Origin of the sequence: Zoogloea dura, assembly GCF_012927165.1 — a bacterium.
GTDB classification, from domain to species: Bacteria; Pseudomonadota; Gammaproteobacteria; order Burkholderiales; family Rhodocyclaceae; genus Zoogloea; species Zoogloea dura.
The window spans coordinates 1-15,855 of sequence record NZ_JABBGA010000040.1 but is presented as its reverse complement, the minus strand read 5'-3'; the positions used below and the strand labels follow the sequence as shown (position 1 = coordinate 15,855).

14 protein-coding genes and 1 pseudogene are annotated in these 15,855 nt (G+C 59.3%); 11 read left to right on the top strand and 4 right to left on the bottom strand.

Annotation, left to right across the window (positions count from 1 at the left end):
• The first annotated feature begins 12 nt into the window (after positions 1 to 12).
• The 4 genes from HHL15_RS26955 (at position 13) to HHL15_RS24565 (ending at position 6,570) form a co-directional block, all read left to right on the top strand.
• Positions 13 to 369, top strand: a complete 357-nt coding sequence (locus HHL15_RS26955) for a DUF2946 family protein (protein ID WP_328825092.1) — start codon at positions 13 to 15, stop codon at positions 367 to 369.
• Positions 370 to 493: 124 nt separating this feature from the next.
• Complete coding sequence (locus HHL15_RS24575; protein WP_169148437.1) at positions 494 to 1,786, top strand: TolC family protein; 1,293 nt, start codon at positions 494 to 496, stop codon at positions 1,784 to 1,786.
• A gap of 18 nt (positions 1,787 to 1,804) precedes the next feature.
• Complete coding sequence (locus HHL15_RS24570) at positions 1,805 to 3,388, top strand: efflux RND transporter periplasmic adaptor subunit (RefSeq protein ID WP_328825091.1); 1,584 nt, start codon at positions 1,805 to 1,807, stop codon at positions 3,386 to 3,388.
• Positions 3,389 to 3,405: 17 nt separating this feature from the next.
• Positions 3,406 to 6,570, top strand: coding sequence for a CusA/CzcA family heavy metal efflux RND transporter (locus HHL15_RS24565; protein WP_169148436.1), 3,165 nt, complete (start codon positions 3,406 to 3,408; stop codon positions 6,568 to 6,570).
• Positions 6,571 to 6,649: 79 nt separating this feature from the next.
• Here the strand turns inward: HHL15_RS24565 and HHL15_RS24560 are convergent, their stop codons facing one another.
• The gene (locus HHL15_RS24560) at positions 6,650 to 7,153 is read right to left on the bottom strand and encodes a hypothetical protein (protein ID WP_169148435.1); all 504 of its coding nucleotides are present in this window, start codon (positions 7,151 to 7,153) and stop codon (positions 6,650 to 6,652) included.
• 33 nt (positions 7,154 to 7,186) lie between these two features.
• Positions 7,187 to 7,843 carry a helix-turn-helix domain-containing protein gene (locus tag HHL15_RS24555; RefSeq protein ID WP_169148434.1) on the bottom strand — a complete coding sequence of 219 codons (657 nt, stop codon included), beginning with the start codon at positions 7,841 to 7,843 and terminating at the stop codon, positions 7,187 to 7,189.
• A 73-nt stretch (positions 7,844 to 7,916) separates the two neighbouring features.
• On the opposite strand from HHL15_RS24555, the gene HHL15_RS24550 reads away from it, so the two are divergent.
• The 4 genes from HHL15_RS24550 (at position 7,917) to HHL15_RS26665 (ending at position 11,224) form a co-directional block, all read left to right on the top strand.
• Positions 7,917 to 8,201, top strand: a complete 285-nt coding sequence (locus HHL15_RS24550) for a helix-turn-helix domain-containing protein (RefSeq protein WP_169148433.1) — start codon at positions 7,917 to 7,919, stop codon at positions 8,199 to 8,201.
• 249 nt (positions 8,202 to 8,450) lie between these two features.
• Positions 8,451 to 9,968 (top strand): IS21 family transposase, encoded by a 1,518-nt coding sequence (gene istA, locus HHL15_RS24545; RefSeq protein ID WP_169148432.1) that lies wholly within the window; start codon positions 8,451 to 8,453, stop codon positions 9,966 to 9,968.
• A gap of 15 nt (positions 9,969 to 9,983) precedes the next feature.
• Complete coding sequence (istB, locus tag HHL15_RS24540; RefSeq protein ID WP_148581006.1) at positions 9,984 to 10,739, top strand: IS21-like element helper ATPase IstB; 756 nt, start codon at positions 9,984 to 9,986, stop codon at positions 10,737 to 10,739.
• Positions 10,740 to 10,927: 188 nt separating this feature from the next.
• Positions 10,928 to 11,224, top strand: coding sequence for a hypothetical protein (locus HHL15_RS26665; protein WP_235943657.1), 297 nt, complete (start codon positions 10,928 to 10,930; stop codon positions 11,222 to 11,224).
• 48 nt (positions 11,225 to 11,272) lie between these two features.
• Here the strand turns inward: HHL15_RS26665 and HHL15_RS26660 are convergent, their stop codons facing one another.
• Positions 11,273 to 11,506 carry a hypothetical protein gene (locus tag HHL15_RS26660; protein ID WP_235943656.1) on the bottom strand — a complete coding sequence of 78 codons (234 nt, stop codon included), beginning with the start codon at positions 11,504 to 11,506 and terminating at the stop codon, positions 11,273 to 11,275.
• Here HHL15_RS26660 and HHL15_RS24530 point away from each other — a divergent pair.
• Complete coding sequence (locus HHL15_RS24530; RefSeq protein WP_206198960.1) at positions 11,501 to 11,938, top strand: group II intron maturase-specific domain-containing protein; 438 nt, start codon at positions 11,501 to 11,503, stop codon at positions 11,936 to 11,938. The genes HHL15_RS26660 and HHL15_RS24530 overlap by 6 nt on opposite strands.
• A 79-nt stretch (positions 11,939 to 12,017) precedes the next feature.
• Positions 12,018 to 12,503: pseudogene (locus HHL15_RS24525) on the top strand (IS3 family transposase); the annotation flags it as partial.
• Between the two features lie 294 nt (positions 12,504 to 12,797).
• On the opposite strand, the gene HHL15_RS24520 reads toward HHL15_RS24525, so the two are convergent.
• Positions 12,798 to 14,525, bottom strand: coding sequence for an SH3 domain-containing protein (locus HHL15_RS24520; protein ID WP_169148431.1), 1,728 nt, complete (start codon positions 14,523 to 14,525; stop codon positions 12,798 to 12,800).
• Between the two features lie 448 nt (positions 14,526 to 14,973).
• On the opposite strand from HHL15_RS24520, the gene HHL15_RS24515 reads away from it, so the two are divergent.
• Positions 14,974 to 15,552, top strand: coding sequence for a P-loop NTPase family protein (locus tag HHL15_RS24515; RefSeq protein WP_169148430.1), 579 nt, complete (start codon positions 14,974 to 14,976; stop codon positions 15,550 to 15,552).
• The last annotated feature ends 303 nt before the right edge of the window (positions 15,553 to 15,855 follow it).

Here is a 15,855-nt window from a genome sequence, read left to right as displayed (position 1 = left end):
ATACTTTTGAACATGCGTTTTTGGGTTGCCCTCCTTCTGGCTGTATTTATGCCGCTCCAGTTTAGCTGGTCAGCGGTGGGTGCTTATTGCCAGCATGAGACCGGGGAAAATGCCGGCCATTTCGGGCATCACAGTCACGAGCACCAAGCATCGAAGGGGGAAACCTCCAAGCAATCTGATTCCGGTGAAGGTGTCGCCATCGACGGAGACTGTGGGCTGTGCCACTACAGCGCCCTCAAGATTCTCGGTCAGGACACTCGCTGCCTGCCTCGGTGCCCGGTGCCCTCAGCACCGGAATCAACGCCAGCCTTCTTTCGCACCCACATCCCCCCAGGCCCCGAACGGCCAAACTGGTTCGCTGCGCTCTGATTCGGCGCAGCGGCCTGCTTTAGTTTTCACTTAGAGCCCGCCTTCAGGCGGCGCCCGCGCCGGATCTCGTTTGTTTCGTCGTCCTGTCGGTTTCTGCCGACGACTGCACAACAAGGAGATTTCAATGCGCACCCCCGTGCCATTCAGAACCGCATTCCCGCTGCTCGCAGTCCTTTTTGCGACCGCATTCGGTGCTCATGCTCAGGCGCCGACATCACTTTCCACGCAAACCGTTGTACTCAATCAGCTCCCCAGCGAAGCCGCTGGTCCGTTGACGCTTGCCGCTGCGCTCGATCTGGCTCTTCGAGCCAACCCTGACATCACCGTAGCGCTTCGCGAACGCGAGGCCAGTGACGGTACTGTGATCCAGGGGCGTGCGCGGCCCAATCCGTCCATTGAGTTTCTTGTGGAAGACACCCGCACTACGACGCGCACCACGACCGTACAGATCAACCAGCCCATCGAGCTCGCAGGCAAGCGAAGCGCCCGGATTGCGATCGCCGAGCGCGGCCGGGACATTGCCGACATCGAGTTGACCACTCGCCGTGCTGAGATCCGGGCCTCGGTCGTCAGCACCTTCTTTGACGTACTTTCGGCACAAGAGCGGACCCGGCTCGCAAAAGAGACCGTCATTCTCGCTGAGCGAGCCACGGGAGCCGTCTCCAAGCGTGTCATCGCCGGAAAAACCTCTCCCGTCGAGGAGACCAAGGCGCGTGTCGCGGAAGCCGGGGTTCGGGTCGAGCTGGCCCAGGCTCAAGGTGAGTTGCGGGTTGCCCGTCAGCGACTGACAGGGCTCTGGGGCAATCCGATCCCGCGATTCGAACGTGCAGACGGAGACGTCGACACGTTGCCTCCAGTACCGTCCTCCGACATGGTCGAGCAGCGTATCGAGGCATCACCGGTCCTAAGGCGGGCCTCGGTCGAGATCACGCGGCGCACCTCTGTCACTGCGCTGGAGCGTGCCCGGCGCATTCCTGACCCAACGATCAGCGTCGGGGTGAAACGCGCCGAGGAACTTGGCCGAGACCAACTCCTCGTAGGCGTGTCGATCCCGATTCCCGTCCTCGACAGTAACCGCGGCAACCTCCTCGAAGCCCTCAAGCGGGAAGACAAGGCGCGGGATGAACATACTGCCCTGCGGGTCCGGCTTACTGGTGATGTCCTACAGGCCCGTGAGCGGCTGAGCAATAGCCGGCTTGAACTCGAATCCCTGCGGCGCGAGGTGCTGCCCGGGGCGCAACTGGCCTACGACAACGCAACCAAGGGCTTTGAGCTGGGCAAATTCAGTTTTCTCGATGTCCTCGATGCCCAGCGGACGCTGTTCCAAGCACGTAACCAATACCTGCGTGCCCTGACCGACAGCCATCGGGCCGCGGCCGAAATCGATCACCTTCTGGCTGATCGTATCTCTGAATAACGCAAGGAGGATTCCAAGATGAATCTGAAGAACATGACGACCCGGATCAGCCGAAAGCACCTGATCGCCGTAGCCCTCATCATCGCCTTTGGCGGTGTGGCAGGTGGCTTCATTCTGCACGGTGGGCAAGGCGCCTCGGAGAGCGAGAGCCATGCCCACACGGAGGAGCATGGGGATGCAGAGCATCACGGCGCCAAGGCAGACAAAGCACATGCCGAGGATGCCTCGCACGGCGATACCGAGCACCATGCCCAGACAAGCGGCCCGGGAGCGCACGGTGGAACGCTCCTCACAGACGGCACGACCCGTGCCGAGATTCAGCTGGATGAAAGTGCTGGCGAACCTATCATGCGCCTCTGGCTTCTTGACAATGGCAAGCCCGTTGCACCTGGCGCCGTCAAAGCCCACCTCACGCTCACCCGACCGACGGGTGAAGTGGAGCGGATGGAGTTTGTTGTCGACAAGGACAGCCTGAAAACGCGGGGGACGATCGCGGAGCCCCACGTATTCGAGGCCGTTGTCGTCGTCGAGACTGGGTCTCAAACTCGCCGCTTTATGCTCAACCGCGAGGAGGGCAAGGTCGAACTCAGTAACGAGCAGATCAAAGCAGCAGGAGTTGAGATCGATAAAGCCGGCTCAGCCCGGATTCGATCTTCTCTGCAACTTCCCGGTGAGATCCGCTTCAATGAGGATCGTACGGCACACGTCGTTCCCCGGGTCGCCGGGGTGGTTGAGAGTGTGTCTGCCAACCTGGGGCAGATCGTCAAGAAGGGGCAAGTGCTGGCCGTGCTGGCAAGCCCCGCGCTCTCGGAACAACGCAGCGAGTTGATGGCAGCGCAGAAGCGTCTGAGCTTTGCCAGGACGACCTACGAGCGGGAGAGGAAACTGTGGGAGGAGAAGATCTCCGCCGAGCAAGACTACCTGCAGGCGCGACAGGTGCTGCGCGAGGCCGAAATTGCCGTCGCCAACGTTCAGCAGAAGCTCACCGCCATCGGTGCCAGTGTAGATGCCGATGGCGGCCTCAACCGCTATGTGCTGCGTGCCCCCTTCGACGGAATGGTTGTGGAAAAGCACATTGCCTTGGGTGAAGCGGTCAAGGAAGACGGCCAAGTGTTCACGATCTCCGACCTGTCCACCGTGTGGGCGGAAATCAGTGTTCCGGCCAAGGATCTGGCCCGGGTCAGGGTCGGAGAGAAAGTCACTATCAAGGCATCGTCTTTCGACTCTACAGCGACCGGCACTGTGGCCTACGTGGGCGCGCTCATCGGCGAGCAAACCCGCACGGCACGGGCTCGGGTGCTCCTCTCGAACCCTCAGGGAAGCTGGCGTCCTGGCCTCTTCGTCAACGTGGAAGTGATCTCTAGCGAAACCGAAGTGCCGGTCGCCGTGCTTTCTGATGCCATTCAAAACATGGACGGAAAGAGCGTCGTGTTTGTCCGAGTCGACGGTGGTTTTGTGACGCAGCCCGTTCAGACCGGACGCAGTGATGAAGCGCACACCGAAGTCGTCTCTGGCATCAAGGCGGGTGCGTCCTACGCCGCTGCCGGCAGCTTCGTGCTGAAGGCAGAAATCGGCAAAGGCTCAGCTGAGCACGCGCATTAAGGAAAAGGGGAACGATCATGTTTGAACGCATCATTCGCTTTTCCATCGAGCAGCGCTGGCTCATCCTCCTGGCCGTTTTCGGGATGGCTGCGCTGGGGGTCTTCAGTTACCAGAAGCTTCCCATCGACGCCGTGCCCGACATCACCAATGTCCAGGTCCAGATCAATACCCATGCTCCTGGTTACTCCCCGCTGGAAACCGAGCAGCGGGTGACCTACCCCATCGAAACGGTGATGGCCGGGCTGCCCAACCTGGTCCAGACACGTTCCCTGTCCCGCTACGGTCTGTCTCAGGTAACGGTGATCTTCAAGGATGGGACCGACATCTACTTTGCACGGCAGCTGGTGAACGAGCGGATACAGGACGCCCGGGACAAGCTGCCTGCCGGTATCTCGCCGGCCATGGGGCCGATATCGACCGGACTCGGCGAGATCTACCTGTGGACTGTGGAAGTAAAGGAAGGGGCCAGGAAGCCGGATGGCAGCCCCTACACCCCCATCGACCTGCGGGAGATACAGGACTGGATCATCAAGCCACAACTGCGCAATGTGCCGGGCGTGACGGAAATCAATTCCATTGGCGGCTATGCCAAGGAGTATCAGGTCGCTCCCTTGCCGGAACGTCTGGCGGCCTACGGCATGACACTGCAGGAGATCGTCACGGCGCTGGAGCGCAACAACGGCAACGTCGGGGCCGGCTACATCGAAAAGCGAGGTGAGCAATACCTGGTTCGTGCGCCCGGACAGGTGAAGACCGAAGAGGACATCCGTAACGTCATCGTCGGTACCGCCCAGGGCCAGCCGATCCGCATCCGTGACGTGGCCGAGGTCGGCATTGGCCGTGAGCTGCGCACCGGGGCTGCCACCGACAATGGCCGGGAGGTAGTGCTCGGCACGGTCTTCATGTTGATCGGCCAGAACAGCCGGACGGTCTCCCAGGCCGTGGACAAGAAAATGGAGGAGATCAACCGCAATCTGCCCGCCGGGGTGGAGGCGGTCACCGTCTATGACCGCACCACGCTGGTGGACAAGGCCATTGCCACGGTGAAGAAGAATCTCCTGGAAGGCGCCATTCTCGTCATCGCCATCCTTTTCCTGTTCCTCGGCAACATCCGGGCCGCACTCATCACCGCCTGCATCATCCCGTTGGCGATGCTGTTTACCTTCTCGGGCATGGTAGCCAACAAGGTGAGTGCCAACCTGATGAGTCTCGGTGCGCTCGATTTCGGCATCATCATCGACGGTGCGGTGGTGATCGTCGAGAACTGCGTACGCCGGCTATCCCATGCTCGGGCATCCCTGGGCCGCCCCTTGAACCGGACGGAGCGCTTCCACGAGGTTTTCAAGGCATCCCGTGAGTCGCGTCGAGCGCTGCTTTTCGGGCAACTGATCATCATGGTGGTCTATCTGCCGATCTTTGCCCTGACCGGCGTCGAGGGCAAGATGTTCCATCCGATGGCCTTTACCGTCGTCATCGCGCTCCTGGGCGCGATGATCCTGTCAGTAACATTCATCCCTGCCGCGGTTGCTCTCTTCATTGGTGACAACGTCTCCGAGAAGGAAAACCGCTTGATGCAGTTGGCCAAGGAAACCTACGCACCCGTGCTCCAGTGGGCCATGAACGCCAAGCCCGTCGTGCTCACGTTTGCCCTCGTGACGGTGATTCTCAGTGGTCTGATCGCTACGCGAATGGGGAGCGAGTTCATTCCGAATCTCAATGAAGGCGATTTCGCCATCCAGGCCCTTCGCATCCCGGGTACCAGCCTGACGCAGTCGGTAGCCATGCAGCGGCAGTTGGAGAGCCGGCTGAAGGAGAAATTCCCGGAGATCAAGCGCGTCTTTGCAAGGACGGGTACGGCGGAAATTGCTTCGGACCCGATGCCGCCCAACATCTCGGATGGCTACATCATGCTCAAGCCCGAGAAGGACTGGCCGGAGCCCAGGCGAACCCGCGACGCCCTGCTTGAAGCCATTCAGGCCGAAGTGGCCACCTTGCCTGGCAACAACTATGAGTTCTCCCAGCCCATCCAGCTTCGTTTCAATGAGCTGATCTCCGGGGTCCGTAGCGACGTGGCTATCAAGGTCTTTGGTGACGACATGGACGTTCTGAACGAAACGGCCACGGAGATCGCCGCCATGCTTGAAAAAATCAATGGCGCCTCCGAAGTGAAGGTAGAGCAGACCACCGGCTTGCCGGTGCTGACCGTTCAGATCGACCGGGAGAAGAGTTCCCGCTATGGGCTGAATGTCGGGGATGTGCAGGATGCCGTGGCGACGGCGATCGGCGGGCGTGAGGCTGGGACCCTCTTCGAGGGTGATCGTCGTTTCGACATTCAGGTTCGTCTTCCTGACAACCTGAGAAGTGATCTGGAGGCGATCAAGCGACTGCCGATTCCGCTGCCACGTGGTGGGGCTGTTGGAGATACCCGAGCGAACTTCATTCCTTTGGCCGAAATCGCCACCCTGGATCTGGCCCCCGGACCGAATCAGGTCAGCCGGGAAAACGGCAAGCGCCGGATCGTGGTGAGTGCGAATGTACGCGGGCGGGACATTGGCTCGTTCGTCGGGGAGGCCGAACAGGGGCTCGCACGAATCAAGGTAGCCGCAGGATACTGGACAACTTGGGGAGGAACGTTTGAAAACCTGCAGTCAGCTACAGCACGCCTGCAGATCGTCGTACCCGTCGCTCTGCTCCTTGTCTTTGTGTTGCTCTTTGCCATGTTTGGCAACATCAAGGACGGACTGCTGGTGTTTTCGGGCATCCCGTTCGCCTTGACCGGGGGCATCATCGCCTTGTGGCTGCGTGACATTCCCCTTTCCATTTCGGCAGCAGTGGGCTTCATCGCCCTGTGCGGCGTTGCTGTGCTGAACGGCCTGGTGATGATTGCCTATATCCGCAGTCTGCGCGAGGAAGGCCAGGCGCTCGATCCTGCGATCCACGAAGGAGCCTTGACCCGCTTGCGCCCCGTTCTGATGACGGCATTGGTGGCATCCCTGGGCTTTGTCCCGATGGCGATCGCAACAGGGACAGGCGCGGAGGTACAGCGCCCCCTGGCCACTGTCGTGATCGGTGGCATCCTCTCATCGACCATTCTCACCCTGCTTGTGCTGCCGCTGCTGTATCGCTTGGCACACAGCTCGGATGAGGACATCGGAAGGGATGATTCCCCTGGGGCAAACTGATATTTTCCTGAGTGCTCATTCGCTCAAGCCTGCCAGCCGTCAGATAAAACAACGGCCTGCAGGCTTGCAGCGAATCAGGTCATTCACCCTTCACGGCTTTGACCACCCCGGCCCGCTTCAACGTTCGCCAAGGCGCAAGCAATAAGCTGTTCAGCATGCAGGCGGCATTCGACGCTGCAATCTGCAGCGTCATCGCCAGACAGAAGAAGCTCAAGATAGACACTTGGATCCAGCCTGCCGCCGGCATCAGTCGGCTGGGAACCAGTTTCGCTTCCGTTCGTGAAGCTTTCAACTGACCAGACCGATGGAGCCAACGAACCTCTCGATCGGTCAGATCATATTTTGTCTGGATTTCAAGCACCTGCTGACGTGCTACTTTGGGCGGTTCAAACCCGAAGCGGTAACGGAAGAAGTCCGAATTATTCAGCGCCATGCTGTTTCGTTTTTCTTGCGTCCATGTAGCCAGCACGAGTTTGATCGAGCTAGGGATGAAATACTCGTTGTAGTCTCGGGTGGCCTTGCGCTGTTCGCCAATGAGGTTGATCTGGATGCTGTCTTGTGGGGCCGACTGCTGCTCTTTCATAGTGACGTTCACTTAGCGTGGTTGGAAACCTTTTCAACCCTCGTAGTAGTCTCGGCCCGCAATGCGCTGCGAAGGGATGACATTAATCTGGATCGTCGGCCCGGCCGAGCGTGCCAAGGCGGCCATTTTGTCGAGGGGTTTGCGTGCCTCGAAGTGGGCTACGGCGGCGGCAAGCAGATTGCGTAGCTGCGCTGACGAATCCTCGGTCCACAGATGGCCGTTGTAGAGTTCGGTTGCAAGATCTGCATCGGGATCGGCTGGCGCGATTCGACTGAGGAAGGCCTGCAGGTCTGGGTCGGCGACCGCCTCGTTCAGACGCCCGTCACGAATCAGCAACAACAGCACCTTGGCGATTGGGTCAGCGTCAATGACCGCCGCGCGGGCAACCGCAATCTGGAGTCGGATCGTCCTGAGCAGATCCAGGTCAATGCCACTGCCGCCGCGCATGGTTCCGTCGCCGGTTAGCAGCCAATCAATCGAAACCCTGAACACCGTTCGGACTGCATGCAGGAACTCCGCACCGGGTTTTTTCAGCCCACGGGCGGCGTCGCTGGTGAAGCCTGCCGAAACACCCAACCTGCGGGCAAATTCAGCTTGGCTCAGGCCCGTGTGCGAAATCACATGGGTCAGCCTCGCTGCAAAGCCTTCCAGGCCAGCGCTTGAGCTGTGGGAAGATGCTTGATCCATCATTCTCTTAAGGCGTATAGTTGTCTCTATAGATAATGCACTGTCTCTCTTAAAGATAGACTACTCTTGAATGCCGATGAAGTCACTCCGCTCGGTCATGGACGCTGTAGAGATCATTTATCGCCTTCGCCGCCTTGGTAAAAGCCAGGCGCAGATTGCTCGCGACTTGGGTGTCACCGGGGGCGTGGTTAATAACGTTATCCACGACCGGATCACCGCATACGAGGTGGCAAGTCATATTGCGGGTTTGTTGACATGCAGGATCGAGGAGCTTTGGCCCGCACGCTATACCTTCAAGCCGCGCGGGCCGTCAGCCCATCGTGGCGTTCAAAAGGAAGGAACGCCATGGCCTGATCAATAATCGAATTGTCAGGCCAGGAAAAGCAAAGCCCCCAGAGCTGACACTCAGGGGGCTTCACAGAACTGCTTGAAGTGGGGACTTCATGGCGGATTCTGCGATTCCCAAGCCCGCCTGTCAAGGCCGGGCGGCCTTAACCATCTCCCAATACATATCGCCGATCACGTTGCGAGAGCAGCGTGCGTCGGCCCGACCTGGAGAAATGGCTGGCTTCTGTCGGCTCGGCCTCCCATGGCAAACCGGAGAATCGCAATGAGAAAAATCCGTCAGGTATTGCGCCTGCATTTTGAAGAGCAACAGAGCCGTAGGTTGATCGCCCGCAGCCTAGGCTTATCCCGCGACGCCGTTTCCGACTACATTACCCGCGCAGCGGCTACCCGTCTGCCGTGGCCATTGCCTGACGACATGGACGATGCGGCATTGGAGCACCGGCTGTTTCCACCGGTGGTAGCACTTGCCCCCGCGCGTAAGCCTGAGCCAGACTGGCCCAAGGTACATCAGGAACTAAAGCGCAAGGGCGCGACCCTTCAGGTCCTGCATGAAGAATATTTGAGTGAATATCCCAACGGTATTGCCTATAGCCTGTTCTGCCTGCGCCACAGGGAGTTCACTCAGACGCTGAAACGCTACATGCGGCAAGTGTATGTGGCCGGAGAGCGCGTCTTTGTTGACTACGCTGGGCCGACGATGACTGTTGTCGATCCCGTGAACCGAACAATGCGGAAGGCGCAAGTCTTTGTCGGTGTTCTGGGGGCATCGAATTATATTTACGCGGAGGCCCACTGGTCGCAAAGTTTGACGGACTGGATTGCCGCCCACTGCAGGATGTTTGAACACCTCGGCGCCGTGCCTGCCGTAATTGTGTGCGACAACCTCAAATCAGCGGTCATCAAGGCCAGCCGCACGGATCCTGTCATCAACGCCACGTATCAGGACATGGCCGATCATTACGGCACACTGATTTTGCCTGCACGCGCTTACAAGCCGAAGGACAAAGCCAAGGCCGAAAACGGCGTCCTGATCGTGGAACGTTGGATCATGTTCCGACTGCGCAAGCGGGCGTTCGGCGGCCTTGCCGAGTTGAACGAGGCAATCCGATCTCTACTGGTAGAGATCAATGCCCGTCCGTTTCAAAAGCTGCCAGGCTGCCGTCAGAGCAATTTTGAAACTATCGATCGTCCCGCGATGCGGACGTTGCCAGCGACGCCCTATGAATATGCTGAATTCCGCAAGGTTCGCGTCGGACTGGACTATCGCATCGTTGTAGACGAAGTTCCCTACAGCGTCCCGTTCAACCTGGTTCGGCAAGAGGTAGAGCTTCGCCTCACTGCGGCGGTAGTCGAGGTACTTCACCGCGGCAAACGGGTGGCAAGCCACGCACGCAGTAACGGTACCGTGCCAGTCATCGATCCGCAGCACATGGAGGCGGCTCACCGTCATTTCGGCTTGTGGGGAGCAGACCATGCACTGGAATGGGCTGTGCAGACGGGCGCACATGTCCACCGTATCTTGGAAGCGATGCTTGTTGGGATGCGAACCCGCGAACAGGGGTATCGGGCACACAACGGGCTGAAGCGTCTGGCTAAGGATTTCGGTAACGAACGGCTCAACATGGCCTGCCACCGTGCGATAGAGATCGGCGCGCCATCCCTGTCGAGTGTTCGTTCAATTCTGCGAAACAATTTGGACCGTCAGCCTGCCGAATCGCAGGATCGTCGGGAAGCCAACTTTGAGCACCCGAATCTCCGGGGCTCGGACTATTACAGTTAAGCGAAGGATTGACGAATGCTGACGAACGACACGATGCGCAAGCTCAACGAACTGAAGCTGTTTGGCATGGCCCGAGGTTTTGATAATCAGCTAAGCAGTGCGGCGGCGGCCCACCTTGCTTTTGAGGAGCGCTTGGGCCTTCTGGTGGACCAGGAGGTTACTTACAGAGAGAACCGGCGCTTGAAGCGTCTGTTGCAGGTGGCTAAGTTGCGAGAGAGTGCCTGCATGGAGGATATCGACTATCGGGCGGGACGCGGACTGGATCGCAGTGAAATGGCCTCGCTGGGTCAGTGCAACTGGGTTCGCCATGGTATCAACATGATCATCACCGGAGCGACGGGCGGGGGCAAGACTTGGCTGGGTTGCGCACTGGGAAACCAGGCATGCCGGCAGGGGCTGACGGTAACGTTCCAGCGGTTGCCCCTGCTTCTTGAAGAACTGGCCATATCTCACGGAGATGGGAGTTTCTGCAAACGCCTGAGTGCATTGGCAAAGGTAGATTTGCTGATCTTGGATGACTTCGGGATTGCAGTGTTGAACGCTGTCGGACGCAATGATTTACTGGAGGTGATTGAGCAGCGTACTGGAAATCGCTCGACGCTGATTACCAGTCAGTTGCCAGTGGATCGGTGGCATGACTACTTGAGCGGGGGGAACCCGACGATGGCGGACGCGATTCTGGATCGATTAGTGAGCGGAGCGCATCGGATGGAACTCAAGGGGGAGTCGATGCGCCGGTTGCGGGGAAGGAGCGCATCGCTCGGCACATGAACGCCTGTTTTTGTAACGGAATTCAGAACCCGCCAACCTGGCGGGTTTTTTATTGGAATGGGTGGCGGTTTTGCGGGTGGAATGGGTGGCCGGCTTGGTGTCGTTACAGGTGGAGGGTTTCGATCGTTATGTGTGGCTGAGTTGGGGTGGAATACGCACCCTGGTCGACGACCCCCGCCGTGCCGGCTATGCACGCCGACACGATCTCCAGCCGCGCAGGTGCGAACGCTCTGGTCCCACACGAACTCCACGTACTGGTGCCGGGAGAAGGCGAGCGTCATCACGAAGGCCCAGGTGCGGCGAAGCTGGCCGGTGGCCGGATTGATGAGCTCGGGGCCAGCGCCGAAGTCCACCTGCGCCGCGTCCCCGGGATCGAAGGTGAGGCGCACCGTGGTGTCGGGCGGAAGCGCCTGGGCGAGCGCCGCAATCAGGGGCCGGACGCTGGAGTAGTGGCCCGTGAAACCATGCTCGCGGACGAGGGCTGAGTGGATGGCCACGCCGGAGACGCCCTGGCCGAGCCACTGGGTGACCAGCTAGCGATACGCGGCAAGCGTCGACTGGGCCGTCAGCGGCACACGCGGCGGGGCCAGTGCGGCTGCGATCTCAGCGTCTGCCGGCAGGGGCCGAGTGAGCTCAAGCCAGCCCTTCTCGCAGGCCAACTCCCGGAAACGGGCCGCCTTGGCCCGTCCCATCAAACCGGAGCGCGCAATCTCTCGCTCCGAATCGCCCTGACGCAAACACATCAGGGCCTGGCGGTACTCGTGCATCTCGATACTCCTGCGGGCCACCGGCTTTCTCCTGCCAAACCCGGTGACCGTGCTCACAAGGCGGTGGACAAACACGGCCGGGTCTATGTGAACTTCGCTCCGGCGGTCAGCCGTGACGCCCTCAAGGCGATGCGGCAGACGATACGTGGTTGGCATCTTCAGCTGAAATGTGACAAGAGCCTGGCCGATCTGTCGGCCATGTTCAATCCGATCCTCCGGGGCTGGCATCAGTATTACGGCCGATTCTATGAGTCGGCGATGTCTGCCGTGTGGAGGCACTTGAATGACTATCTGACACGCTGGCTGATGCGCAAGCACAAACGCCGGGCTCGGCATAAAACCCGAGCCCGGCAGGCCCTCGGGCGACTTGCGCAGAAGTTTCCAGAAGCCTTCTGGCATTGGAGACTGGGATGTGTTCCAAAGGCTGGATGATGGGAGCCGGATGAGTCGAGAGGCTCACGTCCGGTTCTGCGAGGGGCCGCAGGTGAAATTCCTGCGGTCTACTCACCCCTATCTGCGCACGCGCAGCGGCTGGTTGTACCTGGCCGCGGTGATGGACCTCTTCTCGCGCAAGATTGTCGGCTGGGCCATGGCGCCGACGATGCCTGCCGAACTGGTCTGTTCGGCGCTTCAGATGGCCATCACCCAACGCAGCCCATCCCCCGGTCTGATCGTGCATTCGGACCGCGGCAGTCAGTACGCCAGCGAGGCCCACCGGGCCTTGCTCGAGCGCCACGGCCTGCGCGCGAGCATGAGCCGCAAGGGCAACTGCTGGGACAACGCCGTGATGGAGCGCTTCTTCCTGAACCTGAAGATGGAGCGGGTCTGGCAGCGCGACTACGCCAACCATGCCGAGGCCACGCGCGACGTCACCGAGTACATCGTCGGCTTCTACAACAACGTGCGGCTGCACTCGAAACTGGGCTATCTGTCGCCCACCGCTTATGAGCGGGACATGGCAGCAAAACACCCTATCGGGGTGTCCGAAAATACTTGACCACTACAGTCATGTAAGTGTCCACTTCTAATGCGTAGTGGACACTATGGTTAGCGAGCTAAGCGGTCGGGGGAAGATGGGTTTGCCGGGGGCTTACGTGTCGGCCAGAAGCAGCCCTTGTGAGTCGAAGAAGGGGCTGATACGGTTCAGACCGTATTCACGAAGCGGCACACCAAGTCAGGTTGCGCTTGGTCGAACTTAGCCAAAAAATCCGGGAGGCAGTACGGCCTTTTGCGGTGCAGCTGACCTTCCATAAAGCATCACCGACGCTTGGGGGAAACGCTGAATGGGCTCTCAACGAGGCCAGGAGAAGCGCTCTAAATAGCGCGTAAACACCCACCCTTTGATTTCAATGTTGCCATCCTCGCTACGCCACGACACGAGGGTAAAGCTGCCTTGCTCGTCCAACAAGCGAACGACGGCCCCTCTTTTCAAGTGGCCAACGACAGGCGCTTTTGCCCTCGGCGACATCGTCACAGCGAGCTTCTCCACGGAGATGAATCTTTGCATGGAGAGCAATCTAAGGTCTCCGACTTGCTCGCGCATTTCCTCTCTAACTGCCTTCTCTGTTTCGCGCGGCGTCATTCGTTCTAGGCCCCGTTTTATGTAGAAGTCGAGAGCCGGAGCGAGCATCGCCACCAACAGCGCGATAAACAGCGGATAAAAAATCTGGAGAAGCCATTTTTCACGACCTGTTCGCCGACTAGATTTAGTGAGCTGTTCCAGCGTAGACAGGATGCTCGCCAATACTTGAACCTCATTGGGCTGCACCAACACCTCTACGGTGACCCGCTGGAGGTCCGCGACGACCTCTTCTTGGTAGTGCCTCTCATCACCTTCATCACTATCGGCACGTGCAGTGGCCGCCTGTGCGGCCGCTTGCATTACCCGCCACGCTGGCGTGTCTTGCAAATCACGGAATGCGTCGAAACGCTCGAGGGTCCCACCCAAGCGTGCAAGTGAACTCGTAAAAAAAAGTGCTGAGGTCTGACCCGCCTTGGTCAAACCAGCGATGGAGTCATAAAGACCTGAAGGCATGGTCACCGCTTTCAACGTCTCTTCAAACTGGCGGGTCAGGGAAGTAAGCCCAGTAACCCGGTCTAGATAGTCCGAGACCAGCGTGGACTTATAGGTGCTTGCTGCGCTCGAGATGACAAGGGAGTCAACGACTCTCACTAATCCAAAAGTCTGCTCGTACCAATCCTTGCGTGTCTGGATGGCGGTTGCTGGGGCAATCATCCGCTTTAACGCCTCTGCAGCAGCATCTCCAAAAATCGATGAGAAAGAGTTTTTGGCAATCCGGGCAGCATTGACGGCTAGCGACAAACTCGAGCCGCCATTGAGGGCGTCTAAATATGACTTCAGGGACGGAGAAACAGACGCTTCAGCCCATGGCTGGTGCATCGCATCTAGTTGGCGCTTAGTTTGCTCAACCACAGAGATGTGTGTCATGGTGCCAGCTGCCAGCATCTGCGAATTCAGTAGCCCTAGCGATGCGCTCTTGACCAACCCACTTGTTCTCGCGAATTGCTCCGCAATCGAGTTCGCATACATATCTGCGGTGACCATTCCTGCTGCGGTCGAAAGCGACATCTCTGCCATTCGAGCAGCGTCTGGGAGGGCTGACGATACTGCGTTTGTACCTAACGCAGCCTGCTCTGCCATTATCACGCCTGTGGCTCCAAAGAGGTCAGTACGGACAGCCTCTGCATACGAAGACGCTGCAGAAACGCCCAGAAAGTCTGCAACTGTCATCCCTACGGCCGAGGAGACGGAGGCAGTCGCAGCCCGCTGTGCGGCTTCGACTTCCGCCTGTACCAAACCTAGGCTCCTTGCCGCCAAGCTCTCTTCCAGGCCCGCAGTTGCCGAAGCGTTCCGAAGGTGCGCGGTAGCCTCTCCCACGGTCACGCCTAACGCTGCTTCAACTTCCGAAGCAACGCCGGACGGAGAAAGACCCAGTGTTCGATACTCTGCAGAATCATTGGTCATATTGAGCTTAGAACAGACATCATCAAAGGCCATGATGCCACTGTTTCTTTCGAACAACGAACGGGGTTAGACCGCTACCGCTGCGTGGAGACATTGGTCACCGCGGCACGAAGGACAGCAATGGGTCGGTGCCGGCCTGCCAGCGGTCGAGAAAGCTGCCATTCAGCCCTGGAGTAGCTCAGGCGACAGCTGACTGCCTCATAGCCGCCACTCCTTCCGTTCGCAGTGACCGTCAGCAAAGGCCGAGGTGCGCCCATACGCCCTAGACAATTTCCAGAGAGCGCCCGCGCCGGCACGCCATACCCTCTTTCCGCCTGTCCTACTTGCTGCTATTCTGCCCGCCGGCTGGATCGAAGCCTGCTGCCCACCTCGGCGCACCTGGACGGGACGATCATCACCTGTTTCGCATTTGAGAAATCCCTGATCCCTCGGATTTCGGCAGTGGGCACCGAAGGTTCGCGATTGGATAGGAGTTTCACAAATGCGCCGCACCATCCTTATTACCGCCGTCGAAGTCGAAAAGCTCAAGCAGCGCGCCCGCAAGCTCAAGAGAGCGAACGGAATCACCCACAACGAGGCCCTGGACGAGGCTGCAAAGGCAGTCGGCTTCGACCACTGGCACCACGTTGCCGAATCAGCTAAGACGTTCGCACCGACCGAGCACGCTCACCACTTCGGCGTGATCATCGCTCTCGACATCAAAGACGCTCAGGACTTCCACGACCCATCAGGACAGTTCGTCGAGGACGATCATGCCTTCTCCCTGTGCGCCAGCGATATCTACGTACGCGTGCGCGAGGCGGATGGGGACGATGACATCGACCCGAATGACCCGACCTACAAGGAAGACCTCAACGAGTGGATGTTCGATGGGCTCATGAATTACGTCTTCTTCCGCTATACGAATCCCGAGTTGCCCGCGAGCGTCGAGGAAGTGGTGAAGCTCGCCACCGAACACTGCTACTGGCCGCCGGAGTACATATGGTACAAGGGCGTCATGCACGACTGCCCGGACGGGTCAGAACTTGCGGACGGCCGCATCATTCACCGCTTCGAGTAACGTGTTGTCACCGACCGGCACATTGGAGCCAGTTGATGATCGGCACAATGGAGCCACCTTGTGACCGGCACATTGGAGCCACTCCGTGATCGGCGTAATGGAGCCACCCACGGATCGGCACATAGGCGCCAGCGCCGGATCGGCGTAATGGAGCCAGTCTCACTCTGACGGACGTCTCGACCTTGAGCGGTCCATCGCTACCCTGCCGGGTTTGGCAGGAGAAAGCCGGTGGCCCGCAGGAGTATCGAGATGCACGAGTACCGCCAGGCCCTGATGCGTTTGCGTCAGGGCGACTCGGAGCGC